The sequence below is a fragment of the Lysobacter sp. OAE881 genome, from assembly GCF_040546665.1.
GTDB classification, from domain to species: domain Bacteria; phylum Pseudomonadota; class Gammaproteobacteria; order Xanthomonadales; family Xanthomonadaceae; genus Lysobacter_J; species Lysobacter_J soli.
This window is the reverse complement of the sequence record NZ_JBEPOG010000001.1, coordinates 2,215,698-2,240,107: the sequence shown is the minus strand read 5'-3', so window position 1 is coordinate 2,240,107 and position 24,410 is coordinate 2,215,698. Positions and strand designations below refer to the sequence as shown.

Sequence of the window (24,410 nt, the reverse complement as noted above, 5' to 3'; positions counted from 1 at the left end):
CCGGCCTCTGCCGTTTCACGCAATCCATCGAGCATTCACGGTGTTTTACGGGCGATGGCGCCGATGCCCATGGTACGAAGTCGTTGTGTCGACGCATTGCACATCGCGTCGAATCGACGGCTTACCGCACCGGGTTTACGAAGATGCCACGCACGCTCCGGACACTGACGCTCGATGACGCCAGGCACATGCTCGGCGCCGCGGAACAGGCCGCGACGCGTATCGGCATTCCGTACAACGTGGCCGTGGTCGATGTCGGTGGCCACCTGATCGCGTTCACGCGACAGGACGGCGCCCTCATCGGGAGCATAGACCTGGCGATCCACAAGGCCACCACGGCCCGGATCTTCTCGAAAACGACCGAGCTGCTTTCCCATCTGGCGCAGCCGGGCGCGGCGCTGTTCGGCATCGGCCAGAGCAACGCGGGCCAGGTGGTCATCTTCGGTGGCGGAATTCCCGTGGTCATCGACGACGAGATCGTGGGTGCGGTGGGCACCAGCGCGGGCTCGGTCGAACAGGACATCGAAGTCGCGCAGGCCGCCATCGATGCGCTGAACCTGCGCCTGAGGCACAACGAGACGGCTCCCGCGGGGACGCGAAAGCGCGCGCCCGGGTGTCGGCTGAGGAACGTCACCATGGCCTACCAGAGCGTGAATCCGGCGACGGGCGCACTCGTCGCGACCTTCGCCAACCACTCCGACGTAGAAATTGATGCGGCGCTCGCGCGAGCGCACGCGCTGTACCGATCCGACTGGAGCAAGGGAGCACGGCAGCCCAGGCTGGACGTGCTCGCACGTTTCGCCGATCTCGTCGAGGAGCGCGCGGAACCGCTCGCGCGGCTGCTCGTCGAGGAGATGGGCAAGCGGATAGCCGAAGCGCGGTGGGAAGTCGGCATCACCGCCGACATCGCCCGGTACTACGCACGCAACGCCGATACCTTCCTCGCGCACCGGGCATTGGAAACGTCGCGCGGCGACGCGTGGGTCGAATACCACCCCATCGGCGTCGTCGTCGCGGTCGAGCCATGGAATTTTCCCTATTACCAGCTCGTTCGCGTTGCGGCGCCGAACATCGCGATCGGCAATCCGGTGCTCGCCAAGCACGCGAGCATCGTGCCGCGTTCCGCGCTGGCGTTCGAAGAGCTCGTTGCAGCCGCAGGCGCGCCACCGGGCGCGTGGACCAACCTGTTCGCCTGCAGTGACCAGATCGCCCGCCTGATCGAGGACGACCGGGTGCAGGGCGTCGCACTGACCGGATCGGAGAAGGCGGGCAGCATCGTGGCGTCACAAGCCGCCAGGCACCTGAAGAAGTCCGTCCTCGAACTCGGCGGCGCCGATGTGTTCGTGGTTCTCGAAGATGCCGACCTCGATCGCGCGGTCGCTGACGGCGTCTTCGCGCGCCTGCATGTCGCCGGCCAGGCCTGCAACGCCGCCAAGCGGTTCCTGGTGAGCGAATCCGTAGCCGATGCATTCCTGGCGAAGTTCACGGAGCGGTTCGCGCAGGTGCGCGTGGGCGACCCGATGGACGAGAACACCGACATGGGCCCCATGTGTTCGACCGCCTCGCGCGACGAGATCGCAGCGCAGGTAGACAAGGCCGTCGCGGCCGGCGCGACGCTGCATTTCGGCGGCCGGATCATCGACCGCGATGGCGCGTTCTACGAACCCACGATCCTGACCAACATCACGCGCGACAACCCGGCGTACTTCGAGGAGTTCTTCGGCCCGGTCGCGCAGGTCTACGTGGTCGCGGACGACGACGCCATCGTGGCGCTCGCCAACGACTCCCACTTCGGCCTGTCCGGCGCGATCTTCACCGCGGACATCGACCGTGCAAAGGCCCTCGCCTCGCGGATCGAGACCGGCTCGATCTGGATCAACACGCCCTCCTCCACCGCGCCCGAGTTTCCCTTCGGCGGCATCAAGCGTTCCGGCTACGGGCGCGAGCTGTCCGAGTTCGGAATCCGGGAGCTCGTCAACCAGAAGATGGTGGTCGTCGCCAACGATTGATCGCCTCCCCCAGCGAAGGACCGGATCCCCACAGGAGAACACCGATGAAAGCCGCCCGCATACACGAGTACAACAAGCCGTTGGTCCTGGAGGACATCCCGATTCCGGACATCCAGCCGGACGAGGTGCTGGTGAAGGTCCAGGCGTGCGGCATGTGCCGCAGCGACGTGCTGCTCATCGACAAGTTCTTCCTCAACTACGGCACGTTGCCGATGCCGATCATTCCCGGGCACGAGATCGCGGGCGTGATCGATCGCATGGGCTCGCAGGTCAACCACGGCCTCGGCTTGAAGGAAGGCGACAGCGTGGTCGTCGCACCGGGCTGGGGCGACGGTGTCTGCCGTCACTGCCTGGAAGGCAACACGCAGATCTGCCCCAACGTGCGATGGCCCGGTTTCGGCCTGTGGGGCGGCTTCGCCGAGTACGTGCCGGTGCCGGCGCGTTACGTGGTGAAGGTCGATCCGCGCATGAAACCCGAGGAAATCGCACCTCTCACCGATGCCGGTCTGACGCCGTATCGCGGCCTCAAGAAGTTGCGCGAAGGCGGGGCGCTCGGACCCGATCGCGTGCTCGGCATCTTCGGCATCGGCGGCCTGGGCGTGTACGCGGTGCAGTACGCGAAGCAGCTGGGCAACGGCTGCCAGGTGGTCGCCTTCGCGCGCAACGAGGAGAAGCTCGCCGTCGCGAAGAAATACGGCGCGGACCACGTCATCGCCATCGGCAACAAGAGCGTGGCCGATGTAAGCAGGGAGCTGAAGCAGGCGACCGGCCAGGGCGACCTCGACGCGGCGCTGGATTGCGCCGGCGCGGAGGCGACGGTGCAGCTCGCGCTGGGCCTGCTGTCCATCAGCGGGCACTACGTGGATGTCGGGTTTGTCGGCGACAGGATCGACGTTCCGCTGTTTCCGCGCGTCTCGCGTGAGCAGACGATCCAGGGATCGTTCTGGGGCAACAACATCGACCTGGGCGAAGTGATGGCGCTGGCCGCGCGCGGGAAGATCCAGCACACGATCACCACGATCAAGTTCGATGAGGTCAACACCTACATCGACCGCCTGCGCAAGGACGACGTGGTAGGACGCGCCGTCCTCAAGTTCTGAGCATCCGCGCGGCGTCGCAGCCGCAGTCCTCCACCATCCGTGGCGCGGCATCGCGCCCGACTTCCTCCGGAGCAATGACATGGCCACCAAATACGTCCTGTTCGTCGCCACGAACACGGCACACATCGGTCCCAACAAGCGGCCGACCGGCTTCTTCTTCCCCGAGATCGCCCACCCGTTCGAGGCGCTGGACGAAGCGGGCATCGCGGTCGAGTTCGCGACGCTCAAGGGCGGGAAGCCGCCGGAAGACGGCTTCGACGAAAAGGACAAGGGGCAGACCGACTTCCTCGGGAGTGCGGCCTATGGACGCCTCGGCCACAGCCGGCGGCTGAAGGACGTCGATGTCCTCAACTACGACGCCATTTTCTTTCCCGGCGGATTGGGACCGATGGCCGACATCGCCACCGATCCCGACGTGAAAAAGGCGGTACGCCGGATGTGGGACGCCGGCAAGATCGTGTCGGCGGTTTGCCACGGTCCGTGCGCGTTCCTCGGCGTGGAACTGGAGGACGGATCGCCGCTGGTGCGCGGCCGCAAGCTCACTTCCTTCTCCACCGCGGAAGAAGACGGATACGCGCGAGCCGACGTGCCTTTCGATCTGGAAACCGCATTGCGTGACGAAGGTGCGGAACATTCCTCGGTCACGCCCTGGCAACCCAAGCTGGTAGTCGACGGCCGCCTGATCACGGGACAGAATCCCGCCTCCGGCACGCTCGTAGGCAAGGCGATCGCCGAAGCGCTCCAGCGGGCGTGATGCCATGCAACTGCGCTGCAGGGTCGTCCTGCAGCGCGGGCTGTTCGCCACACGGACATCGCGCGCCGGATGGCGAAGCGTGCGGGCACGACGCCTGCACCATCGATGTCCGTCCTGCCGGCACGCACGGCAATTCACCGCCTTTGACGATCTTTAATTACCGCGGTCGCCCGCGCGCGGACCACACTGCCTTCGCGAGGGCATCCGCTCCTTCCGGACGGATCGATCGGATCTGTCGCCCGGACCGGGACGCGCCGCGACCAGGCCTCGATGCCGCCATGGGTTGTCACACGGTGAGAAGGAGACGCTACCGTGCCCTGCTCCCAGCTGTTCGCCCCGCTTCGCCTGGGCGCGCTCGAGCTCGTGAATCGGCTCATCATCGGTCCGATGTGCCAATACTCCGCCGACAACGGCTGCATGAGCGATTGGCACCTGATCCACCTGGGGCATCTTGCGCTCTCCGGTGCCGGACTTCTCTTCATAGAGGCGACCGCCGTGCTGTCGGAGGGACGCATCAGCCCAGGCGATCTCGGACTGTGGAACGACCAGGGCAAATACGCGATGAGCCTGACCATCGAAAGCATACGACGATGGTCCGACATGCCCATCGCGATCGAGTTGAACCATGCGGGACGCCGTGGATCGGTCGACGCGCCGTGGAACGGGAGCGGCTTGCTCGCAGCCGGCAGTGGCCGCGGATGGCGGACGACCGCGCCCTCCCCCGTGCCTTACATCGCGCATCAGGCTGCACCCAGGACGCTGGATCGAGCCGACCTGCGCCAGATCCGCGATGGATTCGCGAGTGCCGCGGTGCGCGCCGTACGCGCCGGCGTCGATTCGATCCAGATACAGGCTGCCGAGGGCTTCCTGCTTCATCAGTTCCTCTCGTCGCAGTCCAATCGGCGCGGCGACCCCTATGGAGGCTCGCTGCAGAACCGGATGCGGTTCCCGCTGGAGGTGTTCGAGGCAGTTCGCGATGCCGTCCCCGCGCAGCATCCGGTGACGGTCCGACTTCCGGCGTTCGATGGCGCGGGAAATGGTTGGAGCATCGAACAGGCGGTCGGTCTTGCCATGCGCCTGGAAACCCGCGGATGCAGCGCGTTCCATGTCACGGCGGGCGGCCTGGTCCCGGAATCGCCGCCGAGGTCGCGAAGGGAACTGGCCGTGGTCCGCGCGGTGAAGCGCGCGGTGAACGTTCCGGTGATCGCCGACAGTCTCGATCACGACTACGACCGCGTCGACGCGGTGATCGTGAAGGGCCATGCCGATGCGGTCGCGTTGACCCGGACGATCGTGCAGTCGCCGCGTTGGCCGTGGCACGCCGCGCATTCGCTGCACGCCCGCGTGGACAAGCCGGTCCAGTACCGGCATGTGTAACTGACAGTCTTCATTCGGCGGCGTTACGGCGCCGCCCCTCAAGACAGGGAGAGATCCATGTCGGCTCGTCCTTCCGTCCATCATCGAACGGTCCGCGCCGATGGCGTGGATATCTTCTACCGCGAGTCGGGTGACGCCGACTCACCGACGCTCCTGCTCGTCCACGGCTTCCCGACGAGCTCGCACATGTATCGGCACCTGCTGGCGGAACTGGGAGACCGCTTCCACGTGGTCGCGCCGGACCTTCCTGGATTCGGATTCACGCAGGTGCCGGACGAACGCCGGTATGTCCATACCTTCGACGCGCTCGGCGAGACGCTTCGCGCCTTCGTCGAGGCGCTCGGCCTGTCGCGGTACATCCTCTACGTGTTCGACTACGGTGCGCCCGTCGGTCTGCGCCTCGCGCTCCATCTTCCTGAGCGCGTGGCGGGCCTGGTCAGCCAGAACGGCAATGCCTACCTCGATGGGCTGGGAGACGCCTTCGGGCCCACGCGCCAGTACTGGGAAAATCCCACGCCCGAACATCGCGATGCGCTCCGGGGCATCCTGACCCTGGACGGAACACGCTGGCAGTACGAGCACGGCGTTCGCGATACGACCCTCATCGCGCCCGAGGCGTGGCAGCTGGACCACATGCTGCTGCAGCGCCCCGGAGTCGACGAGATCCAGCTCGACCTGTTCTACGACTATCGGAACAACCTCGCGCTCTATCCTCGATTCCAGCAGTTTTTCCGCGACAGGCTGGTGCCGACGCTCGTCATCTGGGGCGAGCACGACCCCTTCTTCACGCCGGCCGGCGCGCGGGCGTTCCAGCGCGACAATCCGGACGCACACGTCGAACTGATCGACACCGGGCACTTCGCGCTGGAAACGCATGCAGGCCTGATCATCCAGCGCATCCGCGAGACGTTCCAGTCCGACGTGCGCCGCGGCGCCTAGTGCGCGGCGAGGATCGTCGCCGCTTCCCTCACCAGGGGCGTTTCGTGCCCTTCCGCAAGGCGCATGTAGACCGGATGCAGCACCGCCTTGGCTTCATCCGTTCGGTCCTGCGATATCTCCAGTCGCGCCAGCGCCAGTGCGGCCGCGATCTCCCAGCCCAGGGCGCCCGCGCGATGCGCATCGCGCATGGCTTCCATCAATACCTCGCGCGCCTGCGATTGGCCGAACTGCGGCAAGGCCATCATGATCTCGCCCTTCGTGCGCAGCAGGTCGGGGCGGCTGAAGAAGCCGCCGTTGCTGTCAGACAACGCGATGGCCTCCTCGATGACCGTGAAGGCTTCTTCCGTCTTACCGACCTCACGCAGGACATCGGCCATCGCCTGGAGACCGATGCATCGCGCCGTCGCCATGCGCATTCCGGGAAGGCTTTGCCGCAATCGGACTTCGGCCTCCGCGGGCGATCCCCGGTGGTGCAACAGCACGCCTTCGAGCATCCCGATGAGCCTGGACCGGAATCCCACGCGGTACTCGGGCGAGATGCCGTTCAGTGTCTGCAGAAGGGTTTCGGCTGCCGTGTCGAGGTTGTTCAGGAGGAAGATGGGAAAGAACAGCGTGACGCACGGGAACAGCGAATCAGGATATTCCCTTGCCTCGTCGATGGCCTTGATGGCCAGCTGCAGGGCCTGGACGGGAAGCCCGAGCGCGAGTTTCGTGCGTGCCACGCCGAGGTTCGCATTGAGCATCGCCTTGCCATCGAAGTACTCCAGCTTCCGCATGCCGGCCAAAGCAAGCTTCCTTCGCGCTGCAGTGAACTGCTCCTCGGCCAGGGCGTGCGACCCCATGTAGTGGTGCGACGCACCGATCATCCACCGTGCTATCACTTCTTCCGACGCGCTGCCGACGTCCTTCGCGAGCGCGGCGTACTGCTCCGCGATGTCCAGCGATTCGGCGTACCGGTTGGTGCCCAGCATGGCCAGGTGCATGCCGGCCAGGAGATGGAACGTGGCCCGGTGCGCCTCCAGCGAGCGGCTGATGACGAGACCGCGCTGGATGGCGAGCAGCATGTCGTCGCCGTAAAGGCCCATCGAGGCGTTCGCGATGGACAGGACCTCCCATAGCACCAGTTCGATGGCCGTCGAGCCCAACTCGGGCGGCATGCGATCGAGCGCCTGCCTGCAGCAGCGGGCGCACTCGTCGAACGAGCGATGCTGCAGGAGCGACGGAACGGCCAGGGCGCTCAGTTCCACGCCAAGCGTGGCGTCGCCCCCGGTCGAGAAGCACCACTCCATTGCCGCTCGTATGTTGCCCAGTTCGTCCTCGCCCAGTTCCGGCGTGACGCCGGGATCGAGGATGGCCGCGGTCCGGCAGCCGCGAAGATGCAGCGCGTAGTGCAATGCATGGCGCCGGAGGACTGCATGCCCGCCTTCGTCCGCAAGCTTCGCCGCGGCGTACATGCGTGTGGTTTCGAGGAGCCGCAGGCGCGTGCGTCCATCCCTGGAACGCACGGCGACGAGCGACTTGTCGGCCAGGTCGGCGATGGCGGTCGCAGCCTGGACCGCGTCGAGCCGGTCGTCGCTGATGACGCCGATCGCCGCGTCCAGGGGGAACGCCCCGGAAAAAACGGAAAGTCGCCCCAGAGCCAGCCGATCGCGCGGCGAGAGCAGTTCGTACGTCCAATCCAGCAAGGCTTCGACGGTCTGGTGCCGCGGAGCCGCATCCCGCCTGCCCTGCCAGTGGAGCGTCGATCGGCCGCACAGCAGTTCGGAAACACCTTGAACCCCGTACGTGCTTACCCGGCTGGCCGCCAGCTCGATGGCCAGCGGATTGCCATCCAGCCGCCGGCAGATGGCGGCGACCAGCGATGCGCTTTCGTCGCTGAGAACCTCGTGTGCACCGCCCTCCTCGGCCCGCGCCACGAACAGTTGCACCGCAGGCCATGCCATGGCCTGTTCGACCGTCAGCCTGCCGGTGTTGGGCGGCGATGCCAGGGAGCGCACGACGTACACATGCTCGTCGGAGAGGCGCAGCGCCTCGCGACTCGTGCAAAGGATCGACACGCGATGCGTACGGTCGAGAATCTGCCTGATCAGCGACGCGATGCCGCCGATCACGTGCTCGCAGTTGTCCAGCACGACCAGCGTTGGCCGGCGGTCGAGGAACTCCGCCAGTCCCGCGACGCTGACGGCACCGGAGGGCCGATAGTCCGCGTCGGACGACAACGCCTCCAGCACCTGCGCATCGCTCGTGATCACGCTCAGATCGACGAAGTGGATCGCATCGCCGAAGGAATCGAGTGCGCGCGCCGCCAACACCGCCACGGTGGTCTTCCCCATTCCGGCAGCACCGACGACGGTCACCAGGCGGGAGGTGCGAATCTGCGCTGCCAATTCGGCGACGCCCTCCTCGGAACCGACGATCCGGTCCTGCGATACGGGCGCGTTCGCGAGCGATCGCGATTCGCGCAGTCCAGCGCCCGGGCTCGAATGGGCCGGTGCGTTGGACCCGGCGGGCTGGAGCTCCGGTTCACGCAGTACGTCGGCGACGAAACAGTAGCCACGCCCTGCGACGCTTGCGATGAAGCGAACGCCCTGCTCTCCGCAACCCAGCGTCTTGCGCAGATGAGCGACCTGAACACGGACGTTGGACTCCTCCACCACCAGTCCGGACCACGCGCAGGCCATCAGTTCCCGGCGGGTCAGCACCTTGCCGCCTCCTTCCACCAGCGCCACGAGAATGTCGAAGGCGCGACTGCCCAGCGCCACATCGATGTCGTCCTTGCGCAACGAGCGGGTGGCCGGTGTCAGTCTGAAGCGCCCGAACCGGAAGACATCGTTCATGTTCGCCCCACAGGGCCTGCCTCACGCAGGCGGGCCGTTGGCTCGTGAAGTGAGCTTGCGATGGCGATCCGGCCCGTCGGCTGCCGGCCGTTGATCCCGCGACTGTCCAGCAGCGCAATCAACTCGATCGCAAGTCCACGTGGATGTGCGCAGGCGCGACGCTCCTCCATCGGGCTTTCGCCACGTCGTGCCCGCGTTACTGGTCCTTGGGCGTCGGAATCGAACGCGCTTTCGCAACGTCATGGCGTCGATGCACGCAGAAGCCGGACCGGTTGCATGCCGCCGTCGGCGTCGGTAAAGCGAGCCGCTATGCCAGCGACAACCTTCCGCGACGCGCAGTGAATCTATATCGCGGACGGCAGCTATCTGTCACTTACCCAAAGGGGTGGTTGCAGGCACCGTTGCACGCCTTCGCAACGGCACGAAACGTGCCGGGTGCTGCGCGCCATCCGTGCATCGCGCCCGGCGCATCACCCTTGCGCGTTCACCTTTTCACGGTGTCGCGCGTGCGTTCGTCGAAGGGCTACGGATCGATGATGCCGCGGCGCACCGCAAGCCTCGCCGCTTCCGTGCGATCGCGCACCTCGAGCTTGGCGAAGATGCTTTTCAGATGCCCCTTCACGGTGTCCTGACTGATCGACAGCGCGGAGGCGACCTGCTTGTTCGAATACCCCTTCGACAGGAGCGTGAGCACGCCGATTTCGCGTTCGCTGAGGCTCTCTTCTCCCGACCTCAGCGCGATCTCCTGTGCAATCTCCGGCGGGATGTGGCGCCGGCCTTCATGGACGGTGCGGATCGTCTCAAGAAGCTCCGTTCCCAATGCCGCTTTCAGGACATAGCCCATGGCGCCCGCGCGCAGGGCCCGTAGCGCGAGCGCGTCGCCCGCATAGGTCGTGAGCACGATGATGCGCGCCGATGGGAACTCGCTGCGTATCCGGTTGATCGCTTCCAGGCCGCCCAGCCTCGGCATCTGGAGGTCCATCAACGTGATGTCCGGTCGCAGCCGGCGATATGCGTCGATGGCCTGCAAGCCGTCTTCCGCCTCTGCGATCAGGGCCATGTCGGGTTGCGGCTTCAGAATCGCCGCTATTCCCTCGCGCAGCATCGGATGGTCGTCCACCGCCAGGACGCGAATGCGATCGTCGACTTCGCCGGTCAGCTGCATGGAAGAAATCCTGACTTATCCGGCGGCTACGGCCAATTCCCCATCCGGGTGGGCAAGGATGCGCCTCGCAGGGGACGACCGGCACACCGGCGTGGCGGCGCGCTCCCGGCGACCTGCGCTGTGACGAACCATCGCCGCGGACTTCTTGACGGTCGCCTCGGGACGGCGCTAGCGTCGCCGAAGCGACTCTGGGCCGCCCTTCGCCGATCCGTTCCCCATGCCGGAACCTAGCGAACATCCGATTCGCCTCCTCGTGGCAGATGACCACCCGGTAATCCGTGCGGGCATCGTGGCGGTCATTACCCGCCAACCGGACATGGTCCTGGTGGCCGAGGCAAGTGACGGGGTTGAGGCCGTTGCCCTGTTCGATCGACATCGGCCCGACGTCACGCTGATGGACCTGCAGATGCCGCGCATGAACGGCGTGGACGCGATAGCGGAAATACGCAGTCGCGCGCCTTCGGCCCGCATCCTCGTGCTGACGACCTATCGCGGCGACGTGCAGGCGATGCGCGCACTCAAGGCGGGCGCCGCCGGTTATCTGTTGAAGGACACCCACTACAAGGACTTCGTCGCCGCCATACGTGGAGTGCATGCGGGTGCTGAACACATAGCGCCTGCGATCACCCGGGAACTCTCCATGCGGGTACCGCCCGACCTGTTGTCACCGCGGGAAATGGACGTGCTTCGCGAGGTGGCGACCGGCAGCGCCAACAAGCAGGTGGCGAGCCGGCTCGGGGTCTCGGACCAGACCGTCAAGGTGCACATGAAGAGCGTCCTCGCGAAACTCGGCGCGAGCAGCCGGCTCCAGGCCGTCATGACGGCACTGCAGCGCGGCATCCTCGATCGGGAACGTTAAGCCCCACGCCGCATGCGTGGTCACGTCATCCGATGTCCCCGCGACGTCCGGCAGCTTTGTACGCGATCGAGCCCGGCACCGTAAGCAGCACTTCGGTTCCGCCGTCCTGCAACCGGTTTATGGCAAGCCAGCCGCGCAACTTCCTTGCGCGCTCGCGCATGCCGAAGAGTCCGAAGTGCCCTTCTTTTCCCTTTCCGGCGATCCCGGCGTCGATACCCACTCCATCATCGGCGAAGCGCAGGCTGAAGTTCGTGCCATAACCGATATCGATCCGGATCCGGCTGGCGTTCGCGTGACGCCAGATGTTGAAGATCGCTTCGCTCGCGATCTGGGTGACCTCATCCAGGATCAGCGGGTGGAGCACGCGCACCATGCCGGTAGTCGTCACCACGACCTCTACGGCGGGATCGAACGCCTGGCGTCTTGCGATGTCGGCAACGATCTCCTCGACGGCGCAGTTCTGCAGCGAACGCAGGTCGCGGACACGCTCACGCCCTTCGGCGATCACTTTGCCGGCGAGATCGATAGCTTCCTCCAGCGCCGGCCTGGCAGGCGTTTCCGGCGGCAGGTCGTTCACCGCGAGCTGGAAGCGAAGCGTGAGCGCCTGTACCGACTGGAGCAGCGTGTCGTGAAGCTCGCGTGCGATACGTTCCCGCTCCTCGATGCGCTCGGCCATGCGAATGCGGATGCGGTTTGCGACCGCGCGGAAGCGCATCGAATAGGCCAGCCACGCCAGCGCAGCGACCGCAATGGCACACAGCAACTTGAACAATCCGCTCTGGAAGAATGTGGGCGGGATATCGACATCCAGCGCCGCGCCGTCCATGTTCCATACGTCGTCTTCGTTGGCCGCGATGACGCGGAAGCGATAATGCCCGGGCCCCAGATTGTTGTAGACGGCCTCCCTGCGTACGCCCACGTCGAGCCAATCCGCATCCACGCCTTCCAGTCGGTAGCGGAAGCGGGTCGCCTCTGGCTTGCTCAGGCTTGCAGCCGTATAGGTCACCGTGAGGGACGTTGTTCCGCTGGGTAGTTCCAGTGAATCCGTCGTGGGGTAAGTGACGCCTCCCGCTGTGGCGGAAAGCAACGCGACGGGCGGCGGCAAACGGTTTCGCTCGCGCCCGCCCGGGTCGAGGAAGGCGACGCCCGTATTGCTGATGATCCAGGTTCTACCGTCGGCACCGCTTACCAGGGTCGGCGTGTGCCAGCCCTGCTGCGCTACGCCCGGCAGTCCGTCTCCCCTGTCGTAAAGATCGTACGACGGGGCATAGGCAGTGTCGGAAAAGGCCTTCGCCAGCTCCTGCGCGTTCATCTGGACAAGGCCGAGCAGGCCGTTGAAGAGGAAACCGCCGTCGGCGGTGCGGCTTATTCCCGAGATGCCGAAGAACGGAGCCACCCGTTCCGAAGTCACGGTGCGGAAGCGCTCCTTGTCGAAACGCGCCACGCCGAATTCTCCACCGACCCACAACGCGCCGTCGTGTACGGCGATGATGCCTATGCGGCCGACATCAAGGCCATCGGGCACCGAGAACACCCGCATGCCGGTTGCGTCGTGACGGGAAACGCGGCTTCCGGGGAATCCGAACCAGACGGCGCCGCTGGCATCGGATGCCGCAACCACGGGAGTCGGCAATCCTCCCAGATCGACCTTGCTGCTCCAGGTTCCGTCCTTCAGTCGAAAGACGCCGGATCGTTCGAACGCCACCCAGAGCGTTCCGGATCCATCTTCTGCAAGCGCGCGGATGTTCTCGTCGCGCACCCCCGCGGGCGGGGAAAACCGCGTTGGTCGGCCTGCGCTTACGCGATGCACAAAGCCACCATTGCCATACAGCAGCGAACCATCCCGGGCCCGCAGCAGCAATGTGCTTGCCGGATGCAGTCGCTCGAACCGGCGCGCGATGTCGCCATGCAACGCCCGGTAAAGCCATACCCCGTCCGTGAGCCAGGTCGCGTCCTTCATGGCCGCGATGCTGTAACCGAACGCAGTGGTCGCAGGCACGGAGGTGTCCGGCACGATCTCGGAAGCACGGAACCGGTTGAGTCCCGCATTCGTGCCCACCCAGATGTTGCCCTCGCGATCGCGCAGGATGGGAATGCTCCGTTCGGCCGTGAGGCCATCCGCGCGACGGAATACATCCGTGAGATCCGACGGCAACACACTGCGGGGCGCGCGCGCCACCTTGCGCGGATCGAAACGGAAGATGCCGCCATTGCGGCGGTCGGTCGCCCATATGACGCCCTGCCGGTCGATCGCGAAACCCGGCACCGACAGGACGTTGCCGGGCGTCGCCGCCTGCAGCGTCCATGGGATTCGACGTTCCCCCGCGAGGTAGTCCGCGAGGGGACGCAGGCCGTGGAGCCCCTCGGCGATCCAGATCCGACCGTCGGGGGTCTGGGTGAAGGTGGCATGTTCCGTCACCAGGCCGGTGGGTTCGAAGCGTCGCGCGCCGTGCCTCAGGAAATAGACGCTGCCCGCTGTGCTGACCCACACGGTGCCATCGCTCGCAACGAACAGATCGACGACCATGTCGGCGGGAATGCCCCAGTCCGTTCCCAGCCTCTGCCATCGACCATCCTTGAACCGGGCCAGGCCGCCATGCGAGGCGGCCCACAGGGTGTCATCCCGCCCCTGAAGTATGCGCACCACCATGCCGGGCCAGATGCCGTCCTTCTCCAGATACGTCGTGAGGTGCCCGCTTCGCAGCCGCGAAATGCCGCCGTCGGAGTAGCCGATCCAGACCTCGTTCGACCCCAGTACCTTTATGGCCGTGATGTCGACCGAAGCGAGCCGCTCGCCCGAAGCCGGGTGAAACGGCTCGAACTGCATACCGTCGAACCGATACAGGCCGGACCCCGTCCCCAGCCAGAGGAAACCATCCGCTCCCTGGTCCAGGGCCCAGATTTCGGGCGGCGCACCGTCACGGGCCGTCCAGATCGTATGGTGGAACTGGCGGATGGTCCGATCGCGCTCCTGCGCGTGCACCGCTCCAGACATCGCGGCCAGGATGATCGCCGAACAGACGGTGAGGACCAGGCCGAGGCGCATCGTGGCCCCTGCCACGAGGAGCGCCACCGAATCGAAGGCGCGACGATGCGTGGCTGCCTCGCCGCCATCCCTGCGCAACGTACGATCAGCCGGGACCCGCCTGAAAGGTCCGAACCGGAAGACTTCGTTCATGTCCGCCCCACGGGAGCCTGCAGTGCAGGCGGGCCGAGAATCGCGAAGTGTGCGTACCGCTATAAGTAGCCCAAGCCCTATCAGGATGGAAGTGCGTCGGCGACGTTACAGGCCGATCGCGCCGCAACCGGGCCGCGATCGATACGGCGCCTTGCCGCCACGCCCCCACGCGCGAAGCCCGCACGTGACGGCAGGTAGCCTGCTCTACTCCTTTCGCACCGCGGGGATGAACCGTTCGCGTAGCGCCTTGCCGAGCAGGTCGGGCGGCAGCAGGCCCTGGTCGAGCAGGAAGTTGTTGAACGCCAACCGGTTGAACTTGTCGCCCAGCGCCATTTCCGTTTCCATGCGCAGCTCCAGGATGCGGCTGTAGCCGTAGAAGTACGCGCCCGCCTGGCCGGGTGCGTTGAACGTGTAGCGGTCGAGTTCCTGCTTGACCATCGCCTCCGACAGGCCGACCTTCTCGCGCAGGATGCGACCGGCGCCAGCGCGGTCGATCTGGCCCAGGTTGATCATCGGATCCAGCATCGCGCGCGCGGCACGCATGAGGCGGAACTGCAGCGCGACCAGCTGCCCGTCGAGCGGTTCGTAGGGCACCATTTCCGCTTCGGCGTACAACGCCCAGCCTTCCACGTTCACCGAGTTGAACGCGAACATCGTGCGCGCCAGCGACACGCCGCGCTCGATCATCGCGGTGAACTGCAGTTCGTGGCCCGGACGGCCTTCGTGCGCCGACAGCGTCCATCGCGCCGCATCGAAGTTGAAATCGTCGTACGCCAGTGTTTTGCCGTCCGCCGTCGCGAGCGAAACCGGCACGACGAACTGCCCCTGCTGGCCCGTGTTTCCAACCAATGGCGCGGGCAAGAGGTGCGGCGCCGACACCACCGCCGACTCGGCCTCCGTCCCAAGTCGCATGATCATCGGCCGGTTGGGCACATCGACCACGCGTTCGTCGCGGATGATCGGATCGATCGCGTCGATCACCGTGCGGTAACGCGCCACGAGTTGGTCGTTGCCGATCGCGTTCTTCTTGAGCGCGCGAACGACGGCCACGTAGTCGTGCGGATCGGTCAACTCCAGCCCGTGCTCTTTCGCCACCAGCGGCGCCAGCTGCGCCATCGCCGCGCGGGTTTCCATGAACTCCACCTGCGCACGGCGCACCAGCAGCTGGGGTTCGATGTCGATGCCGATCTGACGGAGCTGGTTCGCGTACAGCGGTGCCGGCAGTTGCGTGTCGATGCGCGCCTGCGGGAGCACCGTCGTGCGGCCCCATTGCGCGTAGTCCTTCAGCTGGGTTTCCATCGCGGCCAACGCGGCGTCCGCGCCGGTCACCTGGTATTTCGTGAACAGATCGCGGATGCCGGCGATATAGGTGTCGACATTCCCCAGCGCCTGCTCGACTTCCAGTTTCGTGGGGCGCAGCAGCGTCGGATCGCCAGCGCGCTGCGCATAGCGGGCCTTCGCCAGCTCGGTCAGCGGTACGGTTTCCTGTCCCTGGCCGACGTAGTTCTTCAGGCGTTGCAACGCCAACGCGCGGCGCTCGGGCGGCGTCTGGTCGGACAGCAGCGTGCGCACGCCGTTGAACACGATCTGCGGCGCGTCGCGCCACGGCAACATCAGGCGTTCGTTGAGTTCGCTCGTCGCGATGGCCTCGTCGGCGGCACGGATCATGATCTCCAGGTCCTGGCGCACGTCCTGGTCGCGTTCGATGGTGAGCCTGGACTTCAGTTCGTCGCGCGATCTCGCGGTGGCGGCGCGGAAACGCGCGGCGAACTCCGGCTTGAGATCGGTGACGAGCCCGTCGTACCCCGGCACGCCCATGAACGACATGTCCTCCGGTGCGAACGGCGCCTGCGCGTCGAGCAGGATCCGCGCGTACTGGTTGCTTCTTTCCACCCACTTTGGCGAAGCGGGCGTTGCGACGGACGTCGTGGTGGCCGGTGCGGCATGCGCCTGCGAGGCGTTTAGCAGTGCCAGCGAAAATGCGATTGCGAGGGTCAACGTTCGGGTCATCGTCCATGTGCCGGTGAGGTCATGGAGCGAGGATGCGAGAGACGTCCTTTTGCCGGCGAGCGCCGAAGGTCATACGGACTTCCTGCGCCCGCCTGCCCTATTCGCGCGAAAACGACGGAGTCGCGCACGTCGCCGTGCTCGATGGCAGATCGCCCGGCCAGCCCGGACCACACGCAACGTCTTCGTGGAGAATGCGGGAAATTTCGGCGAGCGCGTCGGGGCTTTCTTCCAGGTCGTGGCCGTAACGCACCACCAGCGTCGACTGCGCGCCGTCGAGCAGCGTGCTCGCGACGGGCACGACGCCATCGGATTCGAAGTCGTAACGCGGCAACGCACCGGCGATGGTGTGGTACGCGATCCCTTTCCTCGGCATCAGGCGCTCGCCCGCGGCGCGCACCGGTTGCGCGCTCTGCAACGTCGAGATGCTGTTGACCCAGCCGCGCAGGTATCGATCCAGCAATTCGGGCTGGACCGCCCCGGGATTGGCCTGCGCGACGCGTCGCAGCGACTGGATTTCAGGCGCGCGCCGACCGACGAGCACCCGGGCCACGCGGCCGAACCAGCGCGTCGCCGCGGGACTTCCCCGATGGGGCGCCGCCAGGAAGATCGCCCGGCCGACGCCGGGATACGCCTTGAAGTGGAAAGTCGCATCCACGATCGCCAGATCGGACTGCGCGGCGTGCATCCGGCCTGCGTCGGTCACGAAAGCCGCGTTCCAGAGCACGTCGCCGCTGTCCGAGCAGAGCATGCGCGCGACCACGCCACCGAGGCTGTGGCCGACCAGCACCATGTTCGACCGCGCGAAATCGTCGCCCTCCGGATCCAGCGCCTTCCAGGCCGCGTCGAGGTATCCCTGCACGCGCAGCCGGTTCACGAGCAGCGGCGCGTTCGTCTGGTAGACGACATGCCACACCTGGTAGCGCGAACGCAGCGCCGCGTCGCCCCATATCTCGTTCGACAGCCCCGCCCACATCAGCGGACTGCTGCCCAGCCCGTGGATCATGACCAGCGGCTTCTTGTCCGGGTCGTAATCCTCGAGCAGGAAGACGCCCGCACGCCGTCCGACCTCACGCCCGCCGAACAGACCCCAGACCCCGAGACGCTGCAATTTCGAGGTTTGCGCGCCCCGCGCCCACGCGGCGGAGGTGTCGCTGGCGAGTAAATGCTGCGACGCGCCGATCGTCACCTGCGGCGTTCGTAGCGGATCGGAAAGGACCAGGACCGGGCCGCCGTGCGCATCCGTTTCGATCCACGCGGTCGCGCCGCGGAAGACGCCTTCCGGCGGCAGCAGCGAGCACACAGGGGCGTCCTCGCAGCGCTTTCCGAGGAGCGCCAGCGGCACGCCGAAGCCGTCCGTGCTGAAGCGCTTTCCGCCATACACCTCCATCGACACCTCGCGCGCTCGTGTCACGTCGAGCGGCGGCACCAGGTACGGCGAGAGCTGGCGGAACTCGACGCTCAGCTCCGTGCCCGCCACTCGCAGCGGTCCTTCGCTCCACGACCGGTTTTGCGTGAGGGCGTAGGCCAGGAAGTCGTCGGTGCATCGTGTTGCGAGGTTGGCCATGTCGTTCGACGACGCCGCCCCACCCTTCAAGGCGTCGTACGCGTGTGCGGCGCAAAGCAACGACGCTCGTCCGGCGGCTGCCGGCGCGGACGCGCGGCGAGCGGACTTCGCCCACGCCCGCGCGGCGTCTTCGTGAGCTTCCACCGTCGCCGGCTGAAGCTGCGGGGAGCAGCACTCGACATGAGGGCGCGACACTGCGGGCGATCGGCATGCCACGGGCGCAAGTGCGAGTACGACGATGGCAAGCCGCATCAACGCACTGCGCGAGCGTGGACACATGGTGGTTTCGCCTCGCCGGACCAGCGTCGGAGTTGGTTCAAAGCCGCGCGAGGAGTCTATCGGAGCGGAGGCGCGGATGGGCCGCGCTCCGCCCACGGCGCATCAGGCCGGAATACGCGCGATGACCTTGATCTCGAAGTCGAAGCCGGCGAGCCAGTTGACGCCGAGCGCCGTCCAGTTCGGATAAGGCGCCTTCGGAAACACCTCGTTCTTCACGGCAAGCACCGTATCGAACTGGCGCTGCGGATCGGTGTGGAAGCTCGTAACGTCGACGATGTCATCGAGCCCGCATCCGGCGGCCTTCAGTGTCGCCTGCAGATTTGCGAATGCCAGCCGGACCTGCGCTTCGAATTCGGGCTCGGGCGAGCCGTCGTCGCGGCTTCCCACCTGTCCGGAGACGAACAGCAGGTTGCCCGACCTGATCGCCGCGGAATACGCATGTTTCGTGTACAGCTCGTGCCGACCTTCGGGGAAAACAGCGTCGCGGGGTGTCATGGGGGATCTCCTGTGCCGTGTTCGTGGTGGACGACGCAGCGTCGTCCGGCGTGCCGACCACTCTAGGTACCGGCCGTTTGACGATAAACACGCCGATTCCGCGATCACTGTTTGTAGAATCCAAACAATCCCCGGCCCGTTGGAGACCCGCATTGGACCGTATCGACGCAATGCAGGCGTTCGTCCGCGTGGTCGAGACGGGCAGCTTCACCCGGGCCGCGGAAACGCTGCAGGCCAGCAAGACGCGCGTGACGCAGCTCGTGCAGCAGCTGGAAGCGCACCTGCGCGTGAAGCTGCTCCATCGCACCACGCGCAAGGTCAACGTCACCGCCGACGGTGCGGCGTACTACGAGCGCGTCGTGCGGCTGCTCGCGGACCTGGACGATGCCGAGACCAGCCTGTCGGCGGCTTCGCATGCGCCGCGCGGTCGCCTGCGCGTCGACGTGCCCGCGCCGCTGGCGAGCCACATCGTGGTGCCCGCCCTGCCCGCCTTCCATGCGCGGTTTCCCGATCTGCAACTCGACCTCGGCGCGAGCGACCGCAAGGTGGATCTCATCGACGAGAACGTCGACTGCGTCGTGCGCGGCGGCGAGATCACCGAGCCCTCGCTCCGGGCAAGACACGTGGCCGACCTGCTCCTGGGCGTCTACGCCGCGCCCGCCTACCTTGCGCGCGCAGGCACGCCCACACATCCGCGGGAGCTGGAGGACGGCCACCATCGGGTCATCGGATATCGCAGCTCGCGCACCGGCGCGCCGCTGGCGCACTCAATCCGCCGCAGCGACGAGACGCTGCAGGTGCGGGGACGTCACGACCTGTCGGTGGACGACGGAAACGCCTACCTCGCGGCGGGAATCGCCGGCCTCGGCGTGCTGTGGCTTCCGCAGTACATGGCGCGCACACCGCTCGAACGCGGCGAGCTGGTTGCATTGTTCGACGACTGGCAACTCGATCCGATGCCGCTGTACGTCGCCTTTCCGCCGAGCCGCCACGTGAGCCGGAAGCTGCGCGTCTTCATCGACTGGATCGTCGAACTCATGGCGGCGCATGCGCCTGCGATACAGGCGCCTCGCGGGCGGGTTTGACCCTCACGCCATCTCTGCGCTGTCCGTCATTCCGGCGAAGGCTGGACTGCGCGGACCTTCAACGGCGCGTTCGCCTTCGAGGTTGAAGCAACAGCACCGCGCTGTGTCACCCACAGTTGGACAGCGTTACCGCTTCGTTGCGCGTCATTCGACACCCTCTCCCGTTGGGAGAGGGCTCGAACCCGCGCTTCACTTTTCCTCGGCTCGCCGCCGTCGCAGCTCGGGCACCGGCATGCCGTACCAGCCCCAGTTCTCCAGCGGGACTTCCTCGATCACGACAAACGTCGAGTCGAGCGGCTTGCCCAGCACATCGAGCAGCAACTGGCTGACGCCGCGGATCAGCGCGGCCTTCTCTTCCGCCGTTGCGGCACCGCGGCCCGGGCCGGAGCCCTCGCGGGTGATCTGTATGTTGACGATGGGCATTGCCTTGCTCCTGTCGTAAGGGGCGAGGGTTCCCCGCCCCGGGTGAAAGTCAGTGACCGGCGCTCTGGCCGCCGTCGACGTGCAGGATCTCGCCGGTGACGAAGCCCGCCGATTCCAGGAACAGCACCGCCTGCGTGACATCGGAGATCTCGCCGAGGCGAGCCACCGGATGCAGCGCGGCGAGCCATTCGTGCGTTTCCGGCGCGTGCATCGGCGTGCGGATCACGCCCGGCGATACCGCGTTCACGCGGATGCCGCGCTTGGCGTACTCGATGGCCAACGACTTCGTGGCCGCATTGAGGCCACCTTTCGTCAGCGATGCGAGCACCGACGGCACGCCGTCGATCGCATGGTCGGTGAGGCTCGTGGTGATGGTGACCACGTGGCCGGCGCCCTGCTTTTCCATCTGCTCGATGGCCAGCTGCGTGATGTGGAAGAAGCCGGTCAGGTTGATCGCCACGTTGTTGGCGTAATCGTCGGCGTCGAACTGCGTGAACGGCTTGGCGGTGAAGATGCCGGCGTTGTTCACCAGCGTGTCGATGCGGCCGAAACGCGCGAGGCCTTCCTCGACGATGCGCTGCGCGACGGCGCGGTCGGAAATGTCGCCGGCGACGGCGAGCACGTCGGGATCGGACGACGGCTTGATCGAACGGGAGTTGGCGATGACGCGGTAATCGCGGTCGCGGAAGGCCTGGACCAGGCCGGCACCGATGCCCTGCGAGGCGCCGGTGACGATGACGGTCTTGCGTGAACTGCTCATGGTGTTGCTCCGGATTGGGGGGGATCGGTTTCCGCCGCGTGACGCGACGTGTTTCCGATGGAGCCCAATCTAGGGACGCAACCCGGCCGTGCGAATCCACGCATTCCGGCAGACATTCTTCCGCGAAACGGTGGAATCGCCTCCTACGATGCGAGCGTGGCGCGGGCGAACTGCGCCCGCAGCCGCGGCAAGGCGAAGTCGACGAACGCCCGAACTTTCGGCACGGACAACCGCCCGTACGGCGACACGAGGCTGATGGGAAGCGGGGCCGGTTCGAACTCCGGCAGAAGCACGCGCAATTCATCGCGTTCCACATGTGCCGCGACGTGGTACGAAAGCAGCCGCGTCACGCCGTGTCCGTCCACGGCCGAACCCACCGCCGCCTGCACGTTGTTGACGACCAGCCTCGGTACGAACGAGACCGAACGCGGCACCGTCGAGCCCTCCGGCGGAGGAAAGCTCCACGAATCCAGGCCCATGTGCTGCATCGTGACGATCGCGTGCTGCGATAGATCGCCCGGTTCCTCGATACGCGGATGCGTGGCGAGATAGCGCGGCGACGCGACGACGACGCGCCGTGCTTCACCGATGTGTTGCGCGACCAGCGTCGAGTCGGACAGGTGCGTGATGCGAAGCGCCACGTCGATGCCCTCGTCGACCAGGTTCACCGGGCGCTCCAGCAAATACATGCGCACGTTCACCGTCGGGAATTCGGTCATGAACGCATCGACGATCGGACGCAGCACCTCGACGCCGACGAACACGGTCGAACTGATGCTCAGCGTTCCGCGCGGCACCGATCGCTCGCCTGCGGCCTGGCGATCGGCTTCGTCCAGGTCGGCAAGGATCTTCCGGCACGCGGCCGCGTAGCGCTCGCCGGCTTCGCTCAGGCGGATGGAGCGCGTAGTCCGGTGCAATAGCGGGACGCCGACGTGGGCCTCCAGGTACGCGACGGCGCGACTGACCGCTGCCGCGGACCGCCCCGTCCTGCGGCTCGCGCCGGCGAGGCTGCCCTCGTCCAGCGCGGCAATGAAGATCTTCATCGCTTCGATGCGGTCCATGGGCGCCGGATCCGGTGGGGAGACGCCAAGCGTGCCAGAGCGGACGGCCCGGATCACGGGCACATGGACGGCAGGCGCCGCCGCTTAGTCCCTTGCGGGCGCCCCGGCCGCCAGCAGGTCGTGCAGCGCGTCGATCGTCGTCGGCTTCACGAGGTGATGGTCGAAGCCCGCATCGAGCGCGCGACGACGGTCCTCGTCCTGGCCGAAGCCGGTCAGGGCGACGAGCATCGGCGTCGGACCCAAAAGATCCCGCACGCGCCGGGCGACTTCGTAGCCGTCCATGCCCGGCATCGCGATGTCGACGAACGCGACGTCGGGCGCGAAGTCGTTCCACCGCTGCAGGGCGGCCGCACCGTCGTACACCGCCAGCGGCTGCTGGCCGATCGAGGAGAGCATCATCGCAAGCGTATCGGCCGAGGACTGCACGTCGTCGACGACGAGCACGCGGCGCGATGGCAGCGACGACAGGTCGCGACCGCTCATGGCGGATGGTCCCGTCGCCGCATCGGCGGCAAGCGGGAGGCGCACTATGAATTCGCTGCCCTGCCCCGGCCCCTCGCTGTTCGCTTCGACGGTTCCGTCGTGCAGTGCCACGAGCGTTTCCACCAGCGTCAGGCCGATGCCGAGGCCGCCGTGCTGGCGGCCGAGCGTCTGGTCGGCCTGCGCGAACATCTCGAAGATCTCGCGGAGCATTTCGCGCGGAATGCCCGAACCGTTGTCGCGAACGCGCACCACGGCGGCATCGCATTCGCGACGGGCCGCGATTTCGATGCGGCCGCCGCGTTCCGTGAACTTGGCCGCGTTGTGCAGCAGGTTGCCGAACACCTGCACGAGCCGCCCGAGATCGGCGTCGACATGAAGCGGCTGCGCGGGAAGCACGACGCGCAATGCGTGGCCATGGTTTTCGATGAACGGCTCCATCGCCTCCACCGCGCCACGGATCGCGACGGCGAGGTCGAGCCGCTCCCGGCGCAGTTCGATCTTGCCGCGCGTGATGCGCGAGACGTCCAGCAGGTCGTCGATCAGCCGGATCATCTGGCGCACCTGGCGCCCCATCATCTCGCGCAGGCGGGCGGCTTCCTCGGGCCTGCCTTCCAGGCGCGGCCAGATCTGCAACGCGTTGGAGATGGGCGTGAGCGGATTGCGCAGTTCGTGCGCGAGCGTCGCCAGGAACTGGTCCTTGCGCCGGCTCGCCTCCTCCACCGCCTCCTCGGCACGCTTGCGCGCGTCGATGTCGAACACCACGCCGACCATGCCCGCGTATTCGCCTGCCTCCGAATACCACGGGCGGCCGAGGTCGATCGCCCAGCGGTACGTGCCGTCCTTCGCGCGCAGGCGGTACTCGATACTCAGGACGCTGCGCGTGCGGTTGGCCTCGATGAAGGCCGCGCGCGCCGCTTCCGCGTCGTCCGGATGCGTTGCCGTCGTCCAGCCCAGGCCCAGCGCCTCCTCCTCGGTCTGGCCGGTGAACTCGTACCACTGGTGGGAGAGGAACGTGCAGACGCCGCTCGGATCGGTGAGCCAGAGCGCCGCGGGCGATGCGTCGGCCATCAGGCGGAAGCGCGCTTCGTTCTCGCGCAGCACTTCCTCGGCGAGGCGGCGGTCGGTCACGTCGGCGACGGTGCCCGCGAAGCTCGTCACGACGCGCAACGCGCCCTCGCCTTCGAAGGTCGGTATGCCGCGGGCTTCGAGCCAGCGCACGTTGCCGTCGGGCCGCCGGATCCGGTATTCGACCGCATAACGCTCCGGCAGGACGGGCTTGGTCGCGGCGTCGACCGCGGCCCACAGGCGCGGCGCGTCGTCCGGATGCAGCAGCCGGTTGATCTGGTCGACGTGGCGCGGGGCCGCGCCGTCGAGACCGTAGATCTGCCCGTAGCGCTCATCGTGCGTGACGATGCCGGTCGCCGGGTCGTACTGCCACCAGCCGAGGCCAGCCGCGTCCAGCGCGAGCTGCCGCTGTTCGGCGAGCGTGCTCAGCCGCTGCGTCTGCGCGTCGCGGGCGGCTTCGGCCAGCACGCTGCGGGTGGTCTCGGTGCACACGCAGTACATGCCGGCGATCGTGCCGTCCTCATCGGCGACGGGCGAATACGAGAAGGTGAACCACGTGGGCTCGTCGTAGCCCTTGCGGCTCATGATCAGCGGGAAGTTCTCGACGTAGGTCGCCTCGCCCTGCAAGGCCCGGTACGCGAGCGGGCCCACGTCGTCCCAGATCTCCCACCAGATGTCCTCGAACGCGCGCCCGAGCGCGGAGGGATGCTTGGCGCCCAGGATCTCGACGTAGGCGTCGTTGTACAGGAAGCCCATGCGGGGTCCCCAGGCGACGAACATCGGGAAGCGGGACCGCAGCAGCAGGCCGACGACGCTGCGCAACGTCTGCGGCCAGCCGTCGGGCGGGCCCAGCGGCGAGCCGCTCCAGTCGTGGCGTCGCATCATGCCCGCCATCTCGCCGGGCGCGTCGAGGAAACCTAGGGTGCCGCCAGGGGCCATCGAACACCGCGACGCGTCGGAATGCGCT

Annotated in this window: 17 protein-coding genes; 7 read left to right on the top strand and 10 right to left on the bottom strand. The window is 66.8% G+C overall.

The genetic code is table 11. The features are described from left to right. Nucleotides 1-143: 143 nt before the first annotated feature. The 5 genes from ABIE51_RS10355 to ABIE51_RS10335 all read left to right on the top strand — a co-directional run bounded on the left by ABIE51_RS10355 (nucleotide 144) and on the right by ABIE51_RS10335 (nucleotide 6,179). Nucleotides 144-2,009: an aldehyde dehydrogenase family protein gene (locus ABIE51_RS10355; RefSeq protein ID WP_354503994.1), complete on the top strand. Its 1,866-nt coding sequence runs from the start codon at nucleotides 144-146 to the stop codon at nucleotides 2,007-2,009. A gap of 44 nt (nucleotides 2,010-2,053) precedes the next feature. Beyond that, the gene (locus tag ABIE51_RS10350; protein WP_192630654.1) at nucleotides 2,054-3,109 is read left to right on the top strand and encodes an NAD(P)-dependent alcohol dehydrogenase; all 1,056 of its coding nucleotides are present in this window, start codon (nucleotides 2,054-2,056) and stop codon (nucleotides 3,107-3,109) included. A 79-nt stretch (nucleotides 3,110-3,188) separates the two neighbouring features. Then, nucleotides 3,189-3,863, top strand: a complete 675-nt coding sequence (locus ABIE51_RS10345) for a type 1 glutamine amidotransferase domain-containing protein (protein ID WP_192630653.1) — start codon at nucleotides 3,189-3,191, stop codon at nucleotides 3,861-3,863. 312 nt (nucleotides 3,864-4,175) lie between these two features. Further along, nucleotides 4,176-5,240: an oxidoreductase gene (locus tag ABIE51_RS10340; RefSeq protein WP_192630652.1), complete on the top strand. Its 1,065-nt coding sequence runs from the start codon at nucleotides 4,176-4,178 to the stop codon at nucleotides 5,238-5,240. A 57-nt stretch (nucleotides 5,241-5,297) separates the two neighbouring features. Beyond that, entirely contained in the window at nucleotides 5,298-6,179 is an 882-nt protein-coding gene (locus ABIE51_RS10335) for an alpha/beta fold hydrolase (RefSeq protein ID WP_192630651.1), read from the top strand. Here the strand turns inward: ABIE51_RS10335 and ABIE51_RS10330 are convergent. Further along, nucleotides 6,176-9,016, bottom strand: coding sequence for an ATP-binding protein (locus ABIE51_RS10330; protein ID WP_192630650.1), 2,841 nt, complete (start codon nucleotides 9,014-9,016; stop codon nucleotides 6,176-6,178). The genes ABIE51_RS10335 and ABIE51_RS10330 overlap by 4 nt on opposite strands. A 523-nt stretch (nucleotides 9,017-9,539) precedes the next feature. Further along, nucleotides 9,540-10,181: a response regulator gene (locus ABIE51_RS10325; RefSeq protein WP_192630649.1), complete on the bottom strand. Its 642-nt coding sequence runs from the start codon at nucleotides 10,179-10,181 to the stop codon at nucleotides 9,540-9,542. 217 nt (nucleotides 10,182-10,398) lie between these two features. On the opposite strand from ABIE51_RS10325, the gene ABIE51_RS10320 reads away from it, so the two are divergent. After that, the gene (locus ABIE51_RS10320; protein WP_192630648.1) at nucleotides 10,399-11,040 is read left to right on the top strand and encodes a response regulator; all 642 of its coding nucleotides are present in this window, start codon (nucleotides 10,399-10,401) and stop codon (nucleotides 11,038-11,040) included. A 25-nt stretch (nucleotides 11,041-11,065) separates the two neighbouring features. On the opposite strand, the gene ABIE51_RS10315 is transcribed toward ABIE51_RS10320, so the two are convergent. From ABIE51_RS10315 to ABIE51_RS10300, 4 genes are all read right to left on the bottom strand, one after another. Then, nucleotides 11,066-14,218: a sensor histidine kinase gene (locus ABIE51_RS10315; RefSeq protein WP_192630647.1), complete on the bottom strand. Its 3,153-nt coding sequence runs from the start codon at nucleotides 14,216-14,218 to the stop codon at nucleotides 11,066-11,068. Between the two features lie 204 nt (nucleotides 14,219-14,422). Next, the gene (locus tag ABIE51_RS10310) at nucleotides 14,423-16,228 is read right to left on the bottom strand and encodes a DUF885 domain-containing protein (protein ID WP_192630646.1); all 1,806 of its coding nucleotides are present in this window, start codon (nucleotides 16,226-16,228) and stop codon (nucleotides 14,423-14,425) included. A 97-nt stretch (nucleotides 16,229-16,325) separates the two neighbouring features. After that, nucleotides 16,326-17,792, bottom strand: coding sequence for an esterase/lipase family protein (locus ABIE51_RS10305; protein WP_354503989.1), 1,467 nt, complete (start codon nucleotides 17,790-17,792; stop codon nucleotides 16,326-16,328). A 381-nt stretch (nucleotides 17,793-18,173) separates the two neighbouring features. After that, the gene (locus ABIE51_RS10300) at nucleotides 18,174-18,566 is read right to left on the bottom strand and encodes a RidA family protein (RefSeq protein ID WP_192630644.1); all 393 of its coding nucleotides are present in this window, start codon (nucleotides 18,564-18,566) and stop codon (nucleotides 18,174-18,176) included. Between the two features lie 170 nt (nucleotides 18,567-18,736). Between ABIE51_RS10300 and ABIE51_RS10295 the strand changes: the two genes are divergently transcribed. Continuing rightward, nucleotides 18,737-19,651 (top strand): LysR family transcriptional regulator, encoded by a 915-nt coding sequence (locus ABIE51_RS10295; RefSeq protein WP_354504859.1) that lies wholly within the window; start codon nucleotides 18,737-18,739, stop codon nucleotides 19,649-19,651. A gap of 189 nt (nucleotides 19,652-19,840) precedes the next feature. Here the strand turns inward: ABIE51_RS10295 and ABIE51_RS10290 are convergent, their stop codons facing one another. The 4 genes from ABIE51_RS10290 to ABIE51_RS10275 form a co-directional block, all read right to left on the bottom strand. Further along, entirely contained in the window at nucleotides 19,841-20,074 is a 234-nt protein-coding gene (locus ABIE51_RS10290) for a tautomerase family protein (RefSeq protein WP_192630642.1), read from the bottom strand. 49 nt (nucleotides 20,075-20,123) lie between these two features. Further along, on the bottom strand, nucleotides 20,124-20,834 hold the full coding sequence (locus ABIE51_RS10285; protein WP_192630641.1) for an SDR family NAD(P)-dependent oxidoreductase: 711 nt from the start codon (nucleotides 20,832-20,834) through the stop codon (nucleotides 20,124-20,126). A gap of 143 nt (nucleotides 20,835-20,977) precedes the next feature. After that, nucleotides 20,978-21,895: a LysR family transcriptional regulator gene (locus tag ABIE51_RS10280; protein ID WP_192630640.1), complete on the bottom strand. Its 918-nt coding sequence runs from the start codon at nucleotides 21,893-21,895 to the stop codon at nucleotides 20,978-20,980. 84 nt (nucleotides 21,896-21,979) lie between these two features. Next, nucleotides 21,980-24,382 (bottom strand): hybrid sensor histidine kinase/response regulator, encoded by a 2,403-nt coding sequence (locus ABIE51_RS10275; RefSeq protein ID WP_354503986.1) that lies wholly within the window; start codon nucleotides 24,380-24,382, stop codon nucleotides 21,980-21,982. Nucleotides 24,383-24,410: the final 28 nt, after the last annotated feature.